At 44.5% G+C, this 15,858-nt stretch carries 14 protein-coding genes; 10 read left to right on the plus strand and 4 right to left on the minus strand.

Annotation, left to right across the window (positions count from 1 at the left end; all coding sequences use genetic code 11):
* Positions 1–88: 88 nt before the first annotated feature.
* The 4 genes from ACN0W5_RS07740 to tcyN all read left to right on the plus strand — a co-directional run bounded on the left by ACN0W5_RS07740 (position 89) and on the right by tcyN (position 3,555).
* On the plus strand, positions 89–1,054 hold the full coding sequence (locus ACN0W5_RS07740) for a LysR family transcriptional regulator (protein WP_417453568.1): 966 nt from the start codon (positions 89–91) through the stop codon (positions 1,052–1,054).
* Between the two features lie 181 nt (positions 1,055–1,235).
* Positions 1,236–2,042: a cystine ABC transporter substrate-binding protein gene (gene tcyJ / locus ACN0W5_RS07745; RefSeq protein WP_417453569.1), complete on the plus strand. Its 807-nt coding sequence runs from the start codon at positions 1,236–1,238 to the stop codon at positions 2,040–2,042.
* Between the two features lie 72 nt (positions 2,043–2,114).
* Positions 2,115–2,780 (plus strand): cystine ABC transporter permease, encoded by a 666-nt coding sequence (tcyL, locus tag ACN0W5_RS07750; protein ID WP_417453570.1) that lies wholly within the window; start codon positions 2,115–2,117, stop codon positions 2,778–2,780.
* 25 nt (positions 2,781–2,805) lie between these two features.
* Positions 2,806–3,555 carry an L-cystine ABC transporter ATP-binding protein TcyN gene (gene tcyN / locus ACN0W5_RS07755; RefSeq protein ID WP_417453588.1) on the plus strand — a complete coding sequence of 250 codons (750 nt, stop codon included), beginning with the start codon at positions 2,806–2,808 and terminating at the stop codon, positions 3,553–3,555.
* Positions 3,556–3,592: 37 nt separating this feature from the next.
* On the opposite strand, the gene ACN0W5_RS07760 is transcribed toward tcyN, so the two are convergent.
* A complete protein-coding gene (locus ACN0W5_RS07760) occupies positions 3,593–4,165 on the minus strand; it encodes a GNAT family N-acetyltransferase (RefSeq protein ID WP_417453571.1) in 573 nt (190 codons plus the stop codon).
* A gap of 214 nt (positions 4,166–4,379) precedes the next feature.
* Between ACN0W5_RS07760 and cysE the strand changes: the two genes are divergently transcribed.
* A complete protein-coding gene (gene cysE, locus ACN0W5_RS07765; protein ID WP_417453572.1) occupies positions 4,380–5,186 on the plus strand; it encodes a serine O-acetyltransferase in 807 nt (268 codons plus the stop codon).
* 54 nt (positions 5,187–5,240) lie between these two features.
* Here the strand turns inward: cysE and ACN0W5_RS07770 are convergent, their stop codons facing one another.
* Positions 5,241–6,116 (minus strand): MurR/RpiR family transcriptional regulator, encoded by an 876-nt coding sequence (locus ACN0W5_RS07770; RefSeq protein ID WP_299371676.1) that lies wholly within the window; start codon positions 6,114–6,116, stop codon positions 5,241–5,243.
* Between the two features lie 209 nt (positions 6,117–6,325).
* On the opposite strand from ACN0W5_RS07770, the gene ACN0W5_RS07775 reads away from it, so the two are divergent.
* From ACN0W5_RS07775 to ACN0W5_RS07795, 5 genes are all read left to right on the plus strand, one after another.
* Positions 6,326–7,159, plus strand: coding sequence for an N-formylglutamate amidohydrolase (locus tag ACN0W5_RS07775; RefSeq protein WP_417453573.1), 834 nt, complete (start codon positions 6,326–6,328; stop codon positions 7,157–7,159).
* A 1-nt stretch (position 7,160) separates the two neighbouring features.
* Positions 7,161–7,670, plus strand: coding sequence for a TRAP transporter small permease subunit (locus tag ACN0W5_RS07780; protein ID WP_417453574.1), 510 nt, complete (start codon positions 7,161–7,163; stop codon positions 7,668–7,670).
* On the plus strand, positions 7,670–8,989 hold the full coding sequence (locus tag ACN0W5_RS07785; RefSeq protein ID WP_417453576.1) for a TRAP transporter large permease: 1,320 nt from the start codon (positions 7,670–7,672) through the stop codon (positions 8,987–8,989). The genes ACN0W5_RS07780 and ACN0W5_RS07785 overlap by 1 nt, the downstream gene beginning before the upstream one ends.
* A gap of 145 nt (positions 8,990–9,134) precedes the next feature.
* Positions 9,135–10,187, plus strand: coding sequence for a TRAP transporter substrate-binding protein (locus tag ACN0W5_RS07790; RefSeq protein WP_417453577.1), 1,053 nt, complete (start codon positions 9,135–9,137; stop codon positions 10,185–10,187).
* A 76-nt stretch (positions 10,188–10,263) separates the two neighbouring features.
* Positions 10,264–11,634, plus strand: coding sequence for a glutamine synthetase family protein (locus ACN0W5_RS07795; RefSeq protein WP_417453578.1), 1,371 nt, complete (start codon positions 10,264–10,266; stop codon positions 11,632–11,634).
* A 127-nt stretch (positions 11,635–11,761) separates the two neighbouring features.
* Here ACN0W5_RS07795 and ACN0W5_RS07800 read toward each other — a convergent pair whose 3' ends face one another.
* Positions 11,762–13,846, minus strand: a complete 2,085-nt coding sequence (locus ACN0W5_RS07800; protein WP_417453579.1) for a cache domain-containing protein — start codon at positions 13,844–13,846, stop codon at positions 11,762–11,764.
* Complete coding sequence (locus ACN0W5_RS07805; protein ID WP_417453580.1) at positions 13,839–15,281, minus strand: sigma-54-dependent transcriptional regulator; 1,443 nt, start codon at positions 15,279–15,281, stop codon at positions 13,839–13,841. The genes ACN0W5_RS07800 and ACN0W5_RS07805 overlap by 8 nt, the downstream gene beginning before the upstream one ends.
* Positions 15,282–15,858 lie beyond the last annotated feature (577 nt).

Below are 15,858 nucleotides of genomic sequence, written 5' to 3' on the forward strand. Positions count from 1 at the left end.
ATACATATTCATTTTATCTTTAATAATTTTGAACTTATCTCTATGAAGATTTAACATGCAATGGCAACGCAATAAGGGTTCAAAAAAGATGGAAATTACCAAAGGACTAAATTTACGAGCCCTGGAAATATTTGTAACTGTGGTTGAAAAAGAAAGCATGTCAAAAGCTTCACAGCACCTTGGCATGACTCAGTCCTCAATTTCCCAGCACATCACCCAGCAAGAGAATTTATTCTCCACAGTCCTGTTTGATAGATCAATCCGCCCAATATCACTTACGCCCGCTGGTCACGTATATTATCAGCATGCACTGAAGGTACTCGAAACTGTCACTGATATGTGGGGTACCTTGCATAACCTTGATACTGCCCCCCTTAAGAAAGTCAGAATTTCTGTTATCGATACACTTGCAGATACTTTAATCCCTGAATTAACCCAATGCGTCGGAGAGCTTTACCCAAACGGAAGCGTTACAATCACCAGCGGACAAACCGACGATCACAGAGAAGCTCTCCTTAATCGAAAAACAGATATCATCATCACAATGGACCCAATGGATGATATGGACAAGATGGAGCGTTATCCACTTTACAAAGAACCCTTTGTTCTCGTTACCCCCCAAGACAAACCTGTTAAATTCATAAATAACGAAATACAGACATCAGGGTTGCCTTTTATTCGCTTCACCCCAAAGCTACCCGTCAGCAGATTAATAGAACAGCACCTAAGAAGACTAAAAATAAGACCTCCCTACCGCTACGAACTGGACACAACCCGTTCCATCATGCCAATGATCGCAGCAGGTGCAGGATGGACAATAACAACCCCCACTGGATTACTTGAAAGTCGCCATTTTCTTCGGGGAGTGTCTATTTCCCCCCTTCCCTTTACACCGCTTCACCGTACAATTTCATTAGTCGCCAGAGAGCACGAACTTGGAGACCTCCCCACACAATTGGCAAAAAAAGCTATTATGCACCTGCATCATACGACAAAATCTCTCTTAACGGCCTCTCTTCCAGATACTATCGAAGACATAATGTTTTACGGTTAGCATTATTTCACACAGCGAACTGAAAACTATATTCTTTTCATAAGCTCCCACAAATTCACACTTATAAATTGTGAATATCTGCTATTCACATTTCGAAGCGTTAAATAACTTGAAACACACATCAGCATAGTACATATCAGCATCAACCAAACCCTATTAGTCTAGTAACAAGCGAATCACCATGAGCTATATAAACGTAAAAAACATTATTTCTGCGGCTGCTTTTGCAGTGACAGCATTTGGCCTTTCCTTTGCCTCAGCCAACGCTGAAAACAACGAAAAGCTGTTATCAACAATCAAGGACCGCGGCACAATCCTGATCGGTCTGGAAGCAACTTACCCACCGTTTAACTATCAAGATGAAAACGGCGAACTTGTTGGCTTTGAAGTTGATGTGGCCAAAGCTGTTGCAGAACGTATTGGCGTAAATGCAGAATTTGTCCCAACAAAATGGGATGGTATGCTTGCCGGTCTGGAAACAAAGCGTTTTGATATCGTCACCAATCAAGTGACGATTACTGAAGAGCGTCAAAAGAAATATGACTTTACACAGCCTTATACCGTGTCTGGTATTCAGGTCATTACCCGCGAAGATAAACAGTCTGATTTTAATAGTCCTGCTGATCTTGCCGGTAAAACTGTTGGCGTAGGTCTGGGAAGTAACTACGAAGAGTGGCTCACCCAAAATGTACCGGACGCAAATGTTTCCACCTATGACGACAACGCTACAAAACTACAGGATCTACTTGTTGGTCGCTTGGACGCTTTCCTAAACGATCGTTTGGCCGCAACCTATCTTCTTGAAAATTCTGGCGGCAGAATTGTTGCGGCCGGAGAACCCTTTGACAAACAACGCATGGGAATTGCGCTTCGCAAAGGGAACACCGATCTTCTTGATGAACTAAATAAAGCCTTAGATGAATTGCGTGCAGATGGTACACTCGCAAAAATTTCCCAAAAATGGTTTAAGCTAGACGCAACCAAATAACCTTAAAATCAACCCCAGACTTAATTCGACATAACTATTCAGCCGACCTGAACAAACAACAACGGTAAATTCATGGATGCAATGATCGACCTTATCCTGAAATCAGTTCCCTTCTTAATGAAGGGAACTGCCTTTACCGTTGGTCTCAGTGCCGGGTCCATGATCCTTGGGTTAAGTCTGGGGTTTCTTATTGCTTTTATGCATCTCTCGCCATCGAGGTTAATGCGCTGGCCAGCAATGTTCTTTGTTTCCTTTATCCGGGGAACGCCGCTTATCGTACAACTTTTCCTCATTTATTACGGGCTGCCAGAGTTTGGGATCAGACTTGACCCAATTCCTGCTGCTCTCCTTGGCCTTAGCCTGAATGTTGGTGGTTACACAGGTGAGATTTTACGGGGCGCAATACAATCCGTGGATAAAAACCACTGGGAAGCTGCCTATTCCATTGGTATGACCCCGGCACAAGCCATGAGGCGCTCCATCTTACCGCAAGCTATCCGTGTTGCTTTACCTGCCCTTGGCAACACATTCCTCAGCCTCATAAAAGATACTGCGATTGCAGCGACTATTCAGGTGCCAGAACTGTTCCGTCAGGCACAGCTCATTTCAGCGAGAACCTACGAAGTATTTGCCATGTATCTCAGTGCGGCTGCTATCTACTGGATCCTCTGTATCATTCTGTCCCGACTGCAAAGCAAAATGGAACAACGATCAAACCGTCATATGAGGGCAAACTAAGATGGACCGTAATAATAAAGAGACCATGATCGCGGTCAAAGGTCTCAAAAAATCCTTTGATAACAACCACGTTCTCTCTGACATTGATCTGAATGTACACAAAGGCGAAGTTCTGGCAATTATTGGCCCCAGCGGATCAGGCAAAACAACTTTGTTACGATGCCTCAATTTTCTGGAAACACCAAATGGCGGTAACATTCGGATTTCGAGCACAACAGTTGATGCATCCCAAGATCTAAAGAGACAAAAAAAGGCCATTCGTGCGTTACGAAAATCCGCCGGCTTTGTCTTTCAGAATTTTAATCTCTTTCCACACAGAACCGTTCTGGAAAACATCACCGAAGGCCCGGTCATTGTGAAGGGTGAAGAACCGAATTCTGCGGCTAAAAAAGCACGTAAACTTCTAAAAAAAGTTGGTCTCGCGAATAAGGAAGACGCCTATCCTTCTGCGCTATCTGGTGGTCAACAACAGCGGGTCGCCATTGCTCGTGCGCTTGCCATGGAACCAGATGTTATCCTTTTCGACGAACCGACGTCAGCTCTCGATCCCGAGCTGGTGGGTGAAGTTCTTAACGTCATAAAAGAACTGGCGACCGAAGAACGAACAATGATTATTGTTACCCATGAAATGGCCTTTGCCCGCGATGTGGCAGACCGCGTCATCTTCATGGCTGATGGACAAATTGTAGAAGAAGCCCCCGCAGAAGAGCTTTTTTCAGACCCTAAACGCGAAAGAACCAAAAAGTTTCTAAAAAAGATACTGGAAAAGCAGTAATTCTGGGTAATCAGTAATTCTGGGGCTACTTCTGGGGCTACCGATTTTCTATCACTTGCCGACTTTTCATATCTTTATATTCACTGGCAAGGATTGCGTAGAATACTTCGTCCCACCATGTGCCGTCAGACCGTGGAATACACTGTAAAAATTCCCCTTCCCTACGCATGCCAAGCTTTTCCATAACCCGAAAGGAAGACGGGTTTTGAGGTTGAGCTGTAGCCACAATTCTATGAATTTCAAGCTCTAAAAATCCTACATCAAGCAGCGCGGATGCAGCTTCACTCGCATACCCCCGCCCCTGAAATTCAGGCAATATAAGCCAACCAATTTCCCAGGTCTTCTCTACAAACCAAGGATGAAAAGTCATTTCGCCAATGACAACATCGGTCACCTTATCTTCGACAACAAAATCCTTGGCATCCGCAGTCCCGGAAACACGAACATACTCTGCGTGTTCTTTATCGCTGTAAACACCAGTGGGAATCCACTTCCTCAGCTCAGGATCCTGGCTCATAGCTCTTGTCGGTTCCAGGTCTGTACTTTGGTACTGACGAATACGTAGTCTTGATGTTTCTAGCGGCAAAAGATCGAGAAAAGAAAAGGACATAAAGTATATATCTTTTAAAAACAGTAGATTTACGACGGCAAATTTGAAGAATTGATCGATGGAGGTATCGCATAAAGTGCATCAAAATAAATATTATTCATAGCCATTATCACAAATTTTCATTTAAAAACGCGCCCCTTTTTCCTATATCGTTATATACTACGCATTCTGGATATATTTACGCGTTAGACGCTATCCAAGAAAAGGAACAAAAATGTCCTATGTCGCAGAGCAAGCTGAAACAACTGATCTCATTTGGTCTTATATTCGTAAAGAAGCCAATGAAATGCTTGTCAAAGAGCCTGTTCTCGCTGGCTTTCTACAATCGTCTATGCTCAACCATGACAATCTGGAAGCAGCCATTGGTTATATGTTGTCGGAAAAGCTAGGGAACAATGCCGTTTCTGCGCGACTTCTCGGGCAAGTGTTTGAAGACGCCTTTTCAGCAGACCCTAGCATTGGTCAATCCATTCGCTCTGATATCATAGCCGTTTTTGAAAGAGACCCCGCCTGCACATCCCATCTGGAACCTTTACTCTATTTCAAAGGTTTCCACGCTCTGCAGTGTTATCGACTAAGCCATTGGCTATGGAATAATAACCGACAGGCACTCGCGCTCTTTTTGCAGAACCGGATCTCTGAGGTTTTCGGATTGGATATCCACCCCGCAGCCAAAATTGGCAAAGGCATTATGATTGATCACGGCACAGGTGTTGTCATTGGTGAAACCACCGTCGTAGAAGATAATGTTTCTCTGCTGCAAAATGTAACGCTTGGCGGCACGGGTAAAGGCACAGGCGACCGCCATCCTAAAATTCGTCAAGGCGCGCTTATTTGTGCCGGGGCCAAAATTCTTGGAAACATTGAAATTGGCGAATGCGCCAAAGTCGGTGCAACGTCAGTGGTGCTGGAAGATGTCCCCGCGCACTGCACAGCCGTTGGTGTTCCTGCAAAAATTGTCGGAAGCTGCTGCCCACAGCCTGCCCGTGAAATGGATCAAAGCTTACCCAAAGTTGATTGATCTCACTCGTAACCTTTGTAGGAATGCATTTTTAAAGGACAAGCCTTTACCTGTTTAAATAAATTTCTTGAACATCTTGGTTTGATCAAAGAGCTCTTCGAGAGTTTTCATCCTGCTCTTTGTTTCATCCCAAGTTTGGGTCTGAACACCTGCGATAACGGCTTCTACTAGGAAAAGTGTGACGACGAGGGAATCCCAAGCAGAGGGCACTTCGATACGCGAGTTCAAACTATAGGTTGCCAACTTTGCGGCCGGAGATCCCCATTGATCGGTAAAAAGCACCAGCGTCACACCACGCGCTTTGGCAACTTCAGCCAATCGCAGAATGTCGTGTTCGTAACGTCTGATATCAAAAGCGACCAGTACATCCCCCTTGTTCATGTTTAAAACATAATGTGCCCAAGTATTTGAATTTGGGGCAACAAGCGTTACGCCCGAACGCATTACCTGCATATGAGTGAAAAAGTTATCCGCCATAGAGCGGGTAATCCGCCCACCAACAACATGAATTTCACGGTTCAGATCTGAAAGTAAATCGACAACTGCATTAAACTCTTTCGGATCAATCTGCTTTAACGTTTGTCGCATATTCTCAGTAACAGCATCTGCAAAGCGGTTAAGAATATGCGTATCCGGTGCGCTTTCAGACCACAGATCATGCTTGGCAATGGGGCTGGATATGGTGGCTTTCAGTTCAATATGCAATTGCGCCTGCATCTGGGGAAATCCACCAAACCCAAGCTTTCTTGCCATTCTGGCAACCGTTGGTGTTGAAACACCGGAATTTTCAGAAACGGCGGTAATACTGCCCAGACCTGAAACGGGATAATCTTCTAATATGGCATTTGCCAACTGTCTTTCTGCCCGGGTCAAGCTATCGAATTGCTTACGAATTCGTTCAGCAACAGTCAGATTCTGATTTGTACCCATCTTAGGTTTCTATTCCATCCATAACGTTATCAGTACCCTGTAATCATACCAATAGGTTGATAATCAATACCTAGTCTAAACACAAATGAAGAAATTTCTCCATATTTTATTTCTCTGAAACAATATTTTCAGAAAATATCTTGACTTATTTTTCAATTCTGAAAATATAATTTCAAAAATAAGCTAATAAAATACCTGGGGTAAGGTTCTTGTCGAACGAGTTATTAAATTCCGTTGATAATTCTACACCTGAAAGTGTGGTCAAAACGACTAATCTTTCAGGCAACGGAGAGTATGTGATTATCTGCGAACATGCCTCTAACCATATTCCTTCTGAATACAACAAATTGGGCCTTAGCGATAGCGATATAAATCAGCATATAGCATGGGACCCCGGTGCATTGGCTGTCGCACAACATCTATCGAAACAACTTGATGCCCCCCTTGTCGAACAGTGTGTATCCAGACTGGTATATGACTGTAATCGTCCGCCCGAAGCATTGAACGCTATGCCATTTCAAAGCGAAATCTTTGAAATCCCCGGTAACGCGAACCTGAGCCAAGAAGAGCGGAACAAAAGAATAAACGGTGTCTATAAGCCTTTTAGAAATGCCGTGAGCAAATGCCTCGACCAAAAAACAGCTGACGGTCATAAACCTGTCATCATAACAGTTCATTCTTTCACCCCGATCTATAAGGGGCAGAAAAGAGACGTCGAAATTGGTTTTTTGCATGACAAAGACAGCCGTTTTGCCGACCAGCTGATCCAGTCTTTTGCGGCAGAAACATCAGATTATGTCTTGAGATTGAACGAGCCTTACGCCCCCGTTGACGGCGTGACACACACACTGACTGAACACGCCCTACCCAGGGGGTTAATGAATGTTATGCTGGAAATAAGAAACGATTTGATCTCTGATCAAAAGACACAAAAACAGATGGCATCCCTATTAAACAAAGCAATAAAAGAAACAAAAGAAGCTCTGGACAATCAACAAATTCAGACCGCTTCAACAACGAAACAAACGAGCCTGGGAAACTGAAATGCCCAATATAATAAAATCCTACGTCAAGGGGGTTGATACATTAAACCGGTTTACAGGGCTGGTTACGATGCATCTTATCTTCGTCATGATCGGGTTACTCCTCTATTCCTCTCTTTCCCGAACACTGTTTGATACACCTATCAATTCAGTCGTAACAATATCCCAGTTCCTTATGTCTGCTTACTACCTACTAGGTGGTGGCTTTTCCATGCAGGAAGATGCCCACGTACGGATGGATCTTTTCTATAGTAGATGGTCTTCCAAAGGCAAAGCCAAGATGGATGTTTTCACGTCAATTTTCTTGATGTTTTATCTCGTTATTCTTCTTTACGGTGCCGTATCCAGCACGATGTACACCATTGAAGTTGGGCAAAAGACTCGCACGTTGATTCAATACCCACTCGCACCAATTAAGATTCTCATGACTTTGGGTGTCTTGCTTATGCTTTTACAAGCAACTGCAACTTTCTTTAAAGATCTGGCCAAAGCCAGAGGAGTTACACTGTAATGAGTTATGAAATGATCGCATTACTGATGTTCTCAACCATGATGGTCATGATGTTAACTGGCCAACGTGTTTTTGGAGCTATCGGTTTTGTTGCCGCAGTTGCAGCGCTTTTTCTCTGGGGTGAAGGCGGCGTAGAAATGCCGTTCACAGCCGCCTCAAAATTAATGAGTTGGTATCCCCTTCTCACATTGCCTCTCTTTGTATTCATGGGCTACATGCTTTCTGAATCCGGAATTGCAAGTGATCTCTATAAAATGTTCCATGTCTGGATGGGGCCTCTTCACGGTGGTCTTGCGATCGGCACCATCTGTCTTATGGTTCTCATTTCAGCAATGAACGGCCTGTCTGTTGCCGGTATGGCAATTGGCGCAACCATTGCCTTGCCCGAAATGCTTCGGCGCGGTTATGACAAGGTTATGGTAACAGGGGTGATTCAGGCAGGAAGCTCGCTTGGTATTCTTGTTCCCCCAAGTGTTGTTCTTGTTCTTTATGGCATGATTGCCCGCCAACCCGTGAGTGACCTGTGGCTTGCCGGAGCAATTCCTGGCCTAATGCTGGCAACCATGTTTGTCGTCTATATCGTTGTCAGATGTCGCTTACAGCCAGAACTTGGCCCTGTATTGCCAAAAGAAGAACGTCAGATGCCGTTGGGCGAAAAATTAGCATTGTTGAAAGCCGGTATCCTGCCACTTTTAATCTTTGTATTTATGACTGGGTTCTTTGTCGCAGGTATCACCAGCCTTGTTGAAAGTTCCGCTGTTGGCGCGACAGCAGCGATGCTAGCGGCTCTCTTTAGAAAGCGGCTAACTTTTAAAGTCCTGGAAACCACAATCAGACAAACACTGGGTATCAGCTGTATGTTTATGTGGATTATTTTGGCCGCTCTTGCCTTTGGTGCCGTTTTTGATGGTCTTGGCGCCGTCAAAGCAATCGAGAGCCTCTTCCTTGAAAAATGGGGCCTAAGCCCTTGGGAAATCCTTATCCTGATGCAGCTTTCCTACATCGTAATGGGAATGTTCCTGGATGACACCGCCATGCTGGTGATTGTAGCGCCACTTTACATTCCGCTTGTTATCAGCCTAGGCTTTAACCCAATTTGGTATGGCGTGCTCTATACCATCACTGTTCAGGTTGCCTATATGACACCACCTTTTGGTTACAACCTTTTCTTAATGAAGGCCATGGCGCCACCTGAAATTTCACTAGTCGATATCTATCGCTCGGTGATCCCTTTTGTCCTGATCATGATTTTCGCATTAGTGATTGTTATGTCATTCCCTGAAATTGCTCTTTGGTTACCTGAGTACGTCAAAGACTAAACACGGGATGATGCAAAGTATGATTTTTGACAGGAGGTTAAATAAGTAAAAAGTGAAGACTAAACTACACGAATAAAGTGAAAGAGCTTAAACCGCTCGAGTTTTCTCGGGATATTAATAAGTTTAAACAGGGAGTATCTATACGATGACGAATAGACGCGATTTTCTAAAAAAAGCTGGTATGGCAACCGTTGGTGCCGCTGGCGCATCTGCTTTGGCAGCACCAGCTGTCCACGCGCAATCCACAATCAAGTGGCGCCTGCAAACTTATGCTGGCCCAGCTTTGGGTGAGCACGTAATCAAACCAGCTATTGATGCTTTTAACAAAGCAGCAAACGGTGAAATGGTTATCGAACTATTCTATGCTGATCAGTTGGTCCCAACGGGCGAGCTGTTCCGTGCCATGCAAAAAGGTACAATTGATGCGGTTCAAAGTGATGACGATTCAATTGCTGCACCTGTAGATGTATCTGTATTTGGCGGATACTTCCCATTCGGCACGCGTTACAGCCTTGATGTACCAGTTCTTTTCAATCAGTACGGCCTGAATGAAATCTGGGAAGAAGCTTATGACGAAGTTGACGGCGTTAAATGGCTGTCTGCTGGAGCATGGGATCCATGTCACTTCGCTACCAAAGACCCGATCCGTAGCCTTGCTGACCTAAAAGGCAAGCGTGTCTTTACCTTCCCGACAGCGGGTCGCTTCCTGTCCCGTTTTGGTGTTGTTCCTGTAACACTGCCTTGGGAAGATATCGAAGTTGCCATGCAGACTGGTGAGCTTGATGGTATCGCTTGGTCCGGTATTACCGAAGATTACACTGTTGGTTGGGCTGACGTGACTAACTACTTCCTCACCAACAACATTTCTGGTGCATGGTGTGGTTCTTTCTTTGCGAACGAAGACCGTTGGAACGAAGTGCCTGAGCACCTCAAAACACTCTTCAAACTCTGCATGGATAGCTCACACTACTACCGTCAGCACTGGTACTGGGGTGGCGAAGCACAGCTCCGTACCGAAGGTTCAAAGCTTGAGCTTACAACTATTCCTGATGACGAGTGGGCAACTGTCGAAGCAGAAGCTTACAAATTCTGGGACGAGATCGCAGAACAGAGCGATCGCTCCAAGCGTGTTGTTGATATCCTCAAGAAATATGCAAAAACAATGGAAAAAGCTGGTAAACCTTACCGTTACGGCTAACCCCATCGTTACAATGTCACAGCCCGACAACCCGGGCTGTGACACCTTTATAAACATTTAAAATAAGAGTTTAGCTATGTCCGGCAATCTTTCCTTTGAAGATCTTAATAAAGCCGTCTCCAGCGGCGAGATTGACACCGTCCTTGTATGTCAGGTCGATATGCAGGGTCGCCTTATGGGCAAACGGTTCCATGCTGATTATTTTGTCAATGGTGGCCACAAAGAAACCCACAGCTGTAATTATCTTCTGGCAACAGATATGGAGATGGAAACAGTAGAGGGCTATAAATCCACCAGTTGGGAATCAGGTTATGGCGACTATACCATGAAACCGGACCTCAGCACTCTGCGTCGTGTCCCATGGCTCGAAGGCACAGCCTTTGTCATGTGCGATATGCTAGATCATCACACTCACGCAGAAGTCCCGCATTCACCGCGCGCTATTCTCAAGAAACAGGTCGCCCGCTTGGAAGCAATGGGGATGAAGGCCTATATGGCCTCTGAACTTGAATTTTTCCTCTTTGAGAACTCTTTTGAAGATGCCCAAAAAGGCGGATACCATTCATTGGAAACTCTTGGGAAGTACAACGAAGATTATCACATCTTTCAAACAACCAAAGAAGAAGGCGTTATGCGCGCGATCCGTAATGGATTGCATGGTGCCGGTATTGTGGTTGAATGCTCAAAAGGCGAAGCCTCTGCAGGGCAGGAAGAGATCAACGTCAAATACGACGACGCCCTGATTTCAGCCGATAACCACGTTTTCATCAAGAATGGCTGTAAGGAAATTGCTTGGCAAAAGGGCAAAGCCCTCACCTTCCTAGCCAAATGGCATAATGATGCAGCCGGCAGCTCTTCCCACGTGCACCAGTCACTTTGGTCTGCGGATGGCAAAGAAGCACTGTTCCATGATCCGAATGGTGAATACGGCATGTCAGAACTGATGCGTCAGTATGTTGCTGGCCTTCTGCACAACGCCAGCGATCTGACCTATTTCCTCGCACCTTACATCAACTCCTACAAACGCTTTGCCGAAGGTACCTTTGCCCCGACAAAAGCAATCTGGAGCAAGGACAACCGTACAGCTGGCTATCGCCTATGTGGCGAAGGCACCAAAGCTATTCGTATAGAATGTCGTGTCGGTGGTTCCGACTTAAACCCATACCTCGCCATGGCAGCCTTACTGGCAGCTGGTATTGACGGCATTGAAAACAAACGTGAACTTGAAGCCGAATTCAAAGGCGATGCCTACGCATCCGAAAATGCGCGCTCTATCCCCAATACTCTTCGTGGTGCAGCCAAAGCCCTGAACAAATCTGCCATGCTGCGTGCAGCCATGGGCGATGATGTCATCGACCATTACACCCGTGCAGCAGAATGGGAACAAGAAGAGTTTGACCGCCGCGTCACCGACTGGGAAGTCGCCCGCGGTTTTGAACGCGCATAAGAAAATAAACACAAACACCATCTTAAGCGTCTGAGCAAGCCGTCTTCCCAAACAAATAGCAAGCCAGACGCATAGCCCTCACCTTCGTGGTGGGGGCTTTTTTTTGGCGCACTAAACTCGCATTTGATTAAGCAATATCAGCGAATATATCTTTCTCGACCTCGCTCAAAGACCTATTTTCAACATTCTTGCTAAACCAGATATAAAAACAGCTCCCAAAATCGGGGCGAGAACGAACTTCTATTTCAGCCTGAAAACGTTGTAAAATTCCATAACTGACAGAAAGACCAAGTCCTGTACCGCTGTTTGAGCTGGTATAAAATGGATCAAAAATGCGAGGTAAAATCTCAGGGGTTATTCCCGAACCATTATCACGGACCACCAAAAGTACTCCCTGATCTTTCCAGTCCCTAGTCCGGATTGTAATAGTTCCATTTTTAGCCGAAGCATTCGTTGCATTCACAATTAAATTAATCAAAACCTGTTGAAATTGTTGATGATTTCCCCCAACACTATGCCTTGCTTTCAAATCAAGCTTTAAATCAACTTCTTTACGATCAAGGTCATGTTGAACCAAGACGCGCGTATCTTCAACGACCTGATTAATATTCACTGGCATCGGATGGTTTTGGAAATCAGACGGCCTGGAATACTGCAAAAGGTTATTGATGATAGAACGGATACGATACACCTGTTGAATGATTAAACGCGTTTCCTGTTCCACACATGCAGCATTTTCTCCGAGTTCTGATGTCATTAAATCCATGTTACCAAGAATAACGGCTGTTGGATTGTTTATCTCGTGTGCAATACCTGCCGTTAATTCACCTATAGCTGCCAACTTTTCTTTGCCGACTAGCTGTTCGCGCGTTCGTTCTAGTAGTTTAATATTACGCTCAAGCGCTTTTGTACGCTGCTGTAGCTGGGACGTTCGTTGGTCAACTTTACGCTCTAGCTCATCAGCACCTTCTTGAATTTGGTCTCGTTGATGCTGAAGTTGATCAAGCAAAGCATCAAATTGATTGGCAAGCGTTGCTACTTCATCTTTTGCTTTAATCCACCCGATACGAAGATCATCACCCTTTTGAATGCGCTCAATAACATTAGCCATCGCCTCTATTGGTTTGAAAATAGAGCGGGCTACAAACATCGCGCCCACGACACAAAAAAGTGTCACTGCGATAAAAAGCAAGAGAAGCTTAAACAGCCCTTCTAAATAGGCATCAATAAAAGGAGCTTCCAGAAACCCTGCATAGAGCATACCTACCCTTTGTCCGTTCACATCGACAATTGGTTCATAGGCAGAAACGTACCATTCACTGACCACAAAAGCGCGGTCAATCCAGCTTTCGCCTTGATCTAAAACCTTGTTCCGTACTTCCTCTGAAACTCTGGTACCCAAGGCTCGCTTTGACGGGGATTGTAAAAGTCGGGGAACATTTGTGTTTATACGAACATCTTCGAGAAAAACCGTAATGGTTCCCAAGCTATCGTCAGCAAGACTTCCTTTGCTATAAACGATATCTCGCAATCGATCGACAAAGGCAAAATCCTTATTCACCAGAACACCACCAACAAGAAAGGCTTCTGTTTTTCCACTCTCATCACGAATTGGATAATAGCTGTGTATCACCATCCCCCTGTTTTCAAAGGTACGCTCTGTTGGTTTGGCATAGGGTGTTGGTATCAGGGGCAAATAAACTTCTTTTGGTAAATTCTGATTAATAACCCTCAATTCTTCAGCACTAAAAATCTCAATGCCCGTCGAAGGTCCCTTTTCCAAAGATATTTCAAGCAGGGAACTCTTTTTATAATTGCACTGACTTGGATGCCAATAATTACACCCTTGCTGATCAACCAGATAAATAAAGTCAAACCCCTCTTGCTGCTGAAAGCTTTCCAAAAGCGGGCTTAACAATTTCTGTTGTTCTTGTGCAGACAACTTGTTTTTTAACGCGGCACGAAAAGGATAAGATTCAGCAACTAAAACCAGTTTAGCCAAATATCCTTTTTTCGCTCGTAAAAAGGATTCATGTGCAACAGATAGATCCCCTGTCACTTTCATAAGAAGCTGGCGATAGCTGATCTCGTTACTCCAAATATACGCCATACCAATTACGGTCGGCATAACAATCAAAACTGGCATCAAGACAAGAAACAGCAACTTATAGCGCAGACTTTGTGTTATGAGCTTATAAAGCCTCTTAAACACTTTCACGGCCTTTATGTTCAAGCTCTTCCCAAAACTGGAATTTCCGCGTCAACGTCTTTCGGGATACACCTAATTTTTCTGCCGCCTGTGTTTTATTACCGGCCATCAAAGCCAGAACTTTCTTAATGTGATCTTTCTCTATTGCCTCCAGATCCCAGTGTGCAGGATACCCCAAACTGCTCTCAGCCTGATCGCCTCCTGCCTTCAAAATATCTTTGGGGAACAAACCCAGTAATAAACACCGCTCAACTAGATTTTTAAGTTCACGAATATTACCTGGCCAGTCATGTGCCTCCATCTCAAGCCAATCAGCCTGATCAAAAGGAATTGCCTGCATTCCCAATTGACGCGCTAACATCTTTGAAAAGTGTTGTACCAATGGGATAATATCTTCCCTTCGATCTCTCAAAGGCGGTATGGCCAACTTAACCACGTTTAAGCGATAGAAGAGATCTTCCCGAAACATTCCCTCTGCTTTCGCTTGTTCCAGGCTACGGTTTGTTGCCGCAACAATTCGTACATCCACAGAGATTTCTTTCTCGCTACCCACAGGACGAATTGATTTTTCTTCCAAAACTCTTAAAAGCTTGGCCTGTAGAAGTAGTGGCATTTCAGATATTTCATCCAAAAACAAAGTACCACCATCCGCATAGGAGAACAGACCGTCCCTCGCCCTTTGTGCCCCTGTGAAAGCCCCCTTTAAGTGGCCAAAAAGTTCTGACTCAATTAATTCAGAAGAAATCGCTCCGCAATTTACAGGAACAAACGGACCTTTTCGTCCGCTTTCCTTGTGAATTGCACTGGCAACCAATTCTTTTCCTGTCCCTGTTTCTCCCTCTATCAAGACAACAGACGGTGTTGGAGCCAACCGGGAAATCATCTTACAAAGCTGTAAAAATAAAGCGCTCTGACCAATCATGCCCTCTGGAGAATAAAGGTTATCTATTCGCCTTTGCAGAACAAAATTCTCACGCATCAAGCGGCGCTTTTCAACGCATCGCTTTACAGTAGATGTCATCTGTTCCAAACGAAATGGCTTCAGGATAAAGTCTGATGCCCCCAAACGCAGGGCGTCGATCGCCTTATCAACATCCGCAAAGGCGGTCATAAAGATGACATCGGACATCCAATCTTGTTCGACAAGTTGTTTAAGCCAATCAACCCCGGAACTTCCGGGAAGACAAATATCGACAATTAAAAGATCAAAATGATGTTGTTGTCTTAATTCTTCTGCTTCTTCTGCTGAGCAAGCAACATCCACATGACTATATGTTTTTTGAAGAGACCTTTGTAAAAAGTCCCGAATGCCAACTTCATCATCCACGACGAGTATAGAGTAAGTTGTTTTCGTCTTTTCCTTATTCCCCTTCTCTGTAAGAAGAGAATGATCATCCCCATTGATACCGCCTGCTTTTTTCGCCCGAGCTGAGTGCATTGCCGTATAATCCCTGTATTATTTTAGACGGCATTTAACGGTATTCGTAGGTGTACCAACCTGTCTAATATATTTGTTTTTAACGATTTTTGAGCCACTTGTCATCTTCGTACGTCGCAATCAAGGTTGGATGTATTGCATTTTATGATCGGCAAAAAACGTCGCCGAGACAAAATGTCCCCATCTAAAATCCAACTGCACCAAAATGTCTCATATTCGATAATCCCGATCACTCCATAGATAAAACAAAACTGAGGTAAATAAACCCTTTCCCCAGCCTTATTACACATTGGCACAACACTTGCGCTAAGAAGCAAAGATCACGTGATAACCAAATCAAATTAACACCATTACGAGATCTATTAACAGGGAGCTGCTTCGCGAAGAATCCAATAATAGTCGAAGCTGAAAATAATAAATAAAAGGAGATTTCGCCCATGTCCCGTTTCATGGCCATGTTAAATAAAGAGCATATAATTGCTAAGCCAGGGTTTAATCGCTGGCTTGTTCCCCCCGCATCGATCGCAATCCATCTGTGCATTGGGTCTGTTTACGCCTGGAGTATTTTTAATGCTCC

Origin of the sequence: Kiloniella sp., assembly GCF_048270245.1 — a bacterium.
Taxonomy (GTDB): domain Bacteria; phylum Pseudomonadota; class Alphaproteobacteria; order Kiloniellales; family Kiloniellaceae; genus Kiloniella.

Excerpts from the sequence above, each read along its gene's own strand:
- ACN0W5_RS07780 (WP_417453574.1), top strand. The coding sequence starts at position 7,161 with ATGCCCAATATAATAAAATCCTACGTCAAGGGGGTTGATACATTAAAC.
- ACN0W5_RS07770 (WP_299371676.1), bottom strand. The coding sequence starts at position 6,116 with ATGGGTACAAATCAGAATCTGACTGTTGCTGAACGAATTCGTAAGCAA.
- ACN0W5_RS07740 (WP_417453568.1), top strand. The coding sequence starts at position 89 with ATGGAAATTACCAAAGGACTAAATTTACGAGCCCTGGAAATATTTGTA.
- ACN0W5_RS07790 (WP_417453577.1), top strand. The coding sequence starts at position 9,135 with ATGACGAATAGACGCGATTTTCTAAAAAAAGCTGGTATGGCAACCGTT.
- cysE (WP_417453572.1), top strand. The coding sequence starts at position 4,380 with ATGTCCTATGTCGCAGAGCAAGCTGAAACAACTGATCTCATTTGGTCT.
- ACN0W5_RS07795 (WP_417453578.1), top strand. The coding sequence starts at position 10,264 with ATGTCCGGCAATCTTTCCTTTGAAGATCTTAATAAAGCCGTCTCCAGC.
- tcyN (WP_417453588.1), top strand. The coding sequence starts at position 2,806 with ATGATCGCGGTCAAAGGTCTCAAAAAATCCTTTGATAACAACCACGTT.
- tcyL (WP_417453570.1), top strand. The coding sequence starts at position 2,115 with ATGGATGCAATGATCGACCTTATCCTGAAATCAGTTCCCTTCTTAATG.
- ACN0W5_RS07760 (WP_417453571.1), bottom strand. The coding sequence starts at position 4,165 with ATGTCCTTTTCTTTTCTCGATCTTTTGCCGCTAGAAACATCAAGACTA.
- tcyJ (WP_417453569.1), top strand. The coding sequence starts at position 1,236 with ATGAGCTATATAAACGTAAAAAACATTATTTCTGCGGCTGCTTTTGCA.
- ACN0W5_RS07805 (WP_417453580.1), bottom strand. The coding sequence starts at position 15,281 with ATGCACTCAGCTCGGGCGAAAAAAGCAGGCGGTATCAATGGGGATGAT.
- ACN0W5_RS07785 (WP_417453576.1), top strand. The coding sequence starts at position 7,670 with ATGAGTTATGAAATGATCGCATTACTGATGTTCTCAACCATGATGGTC.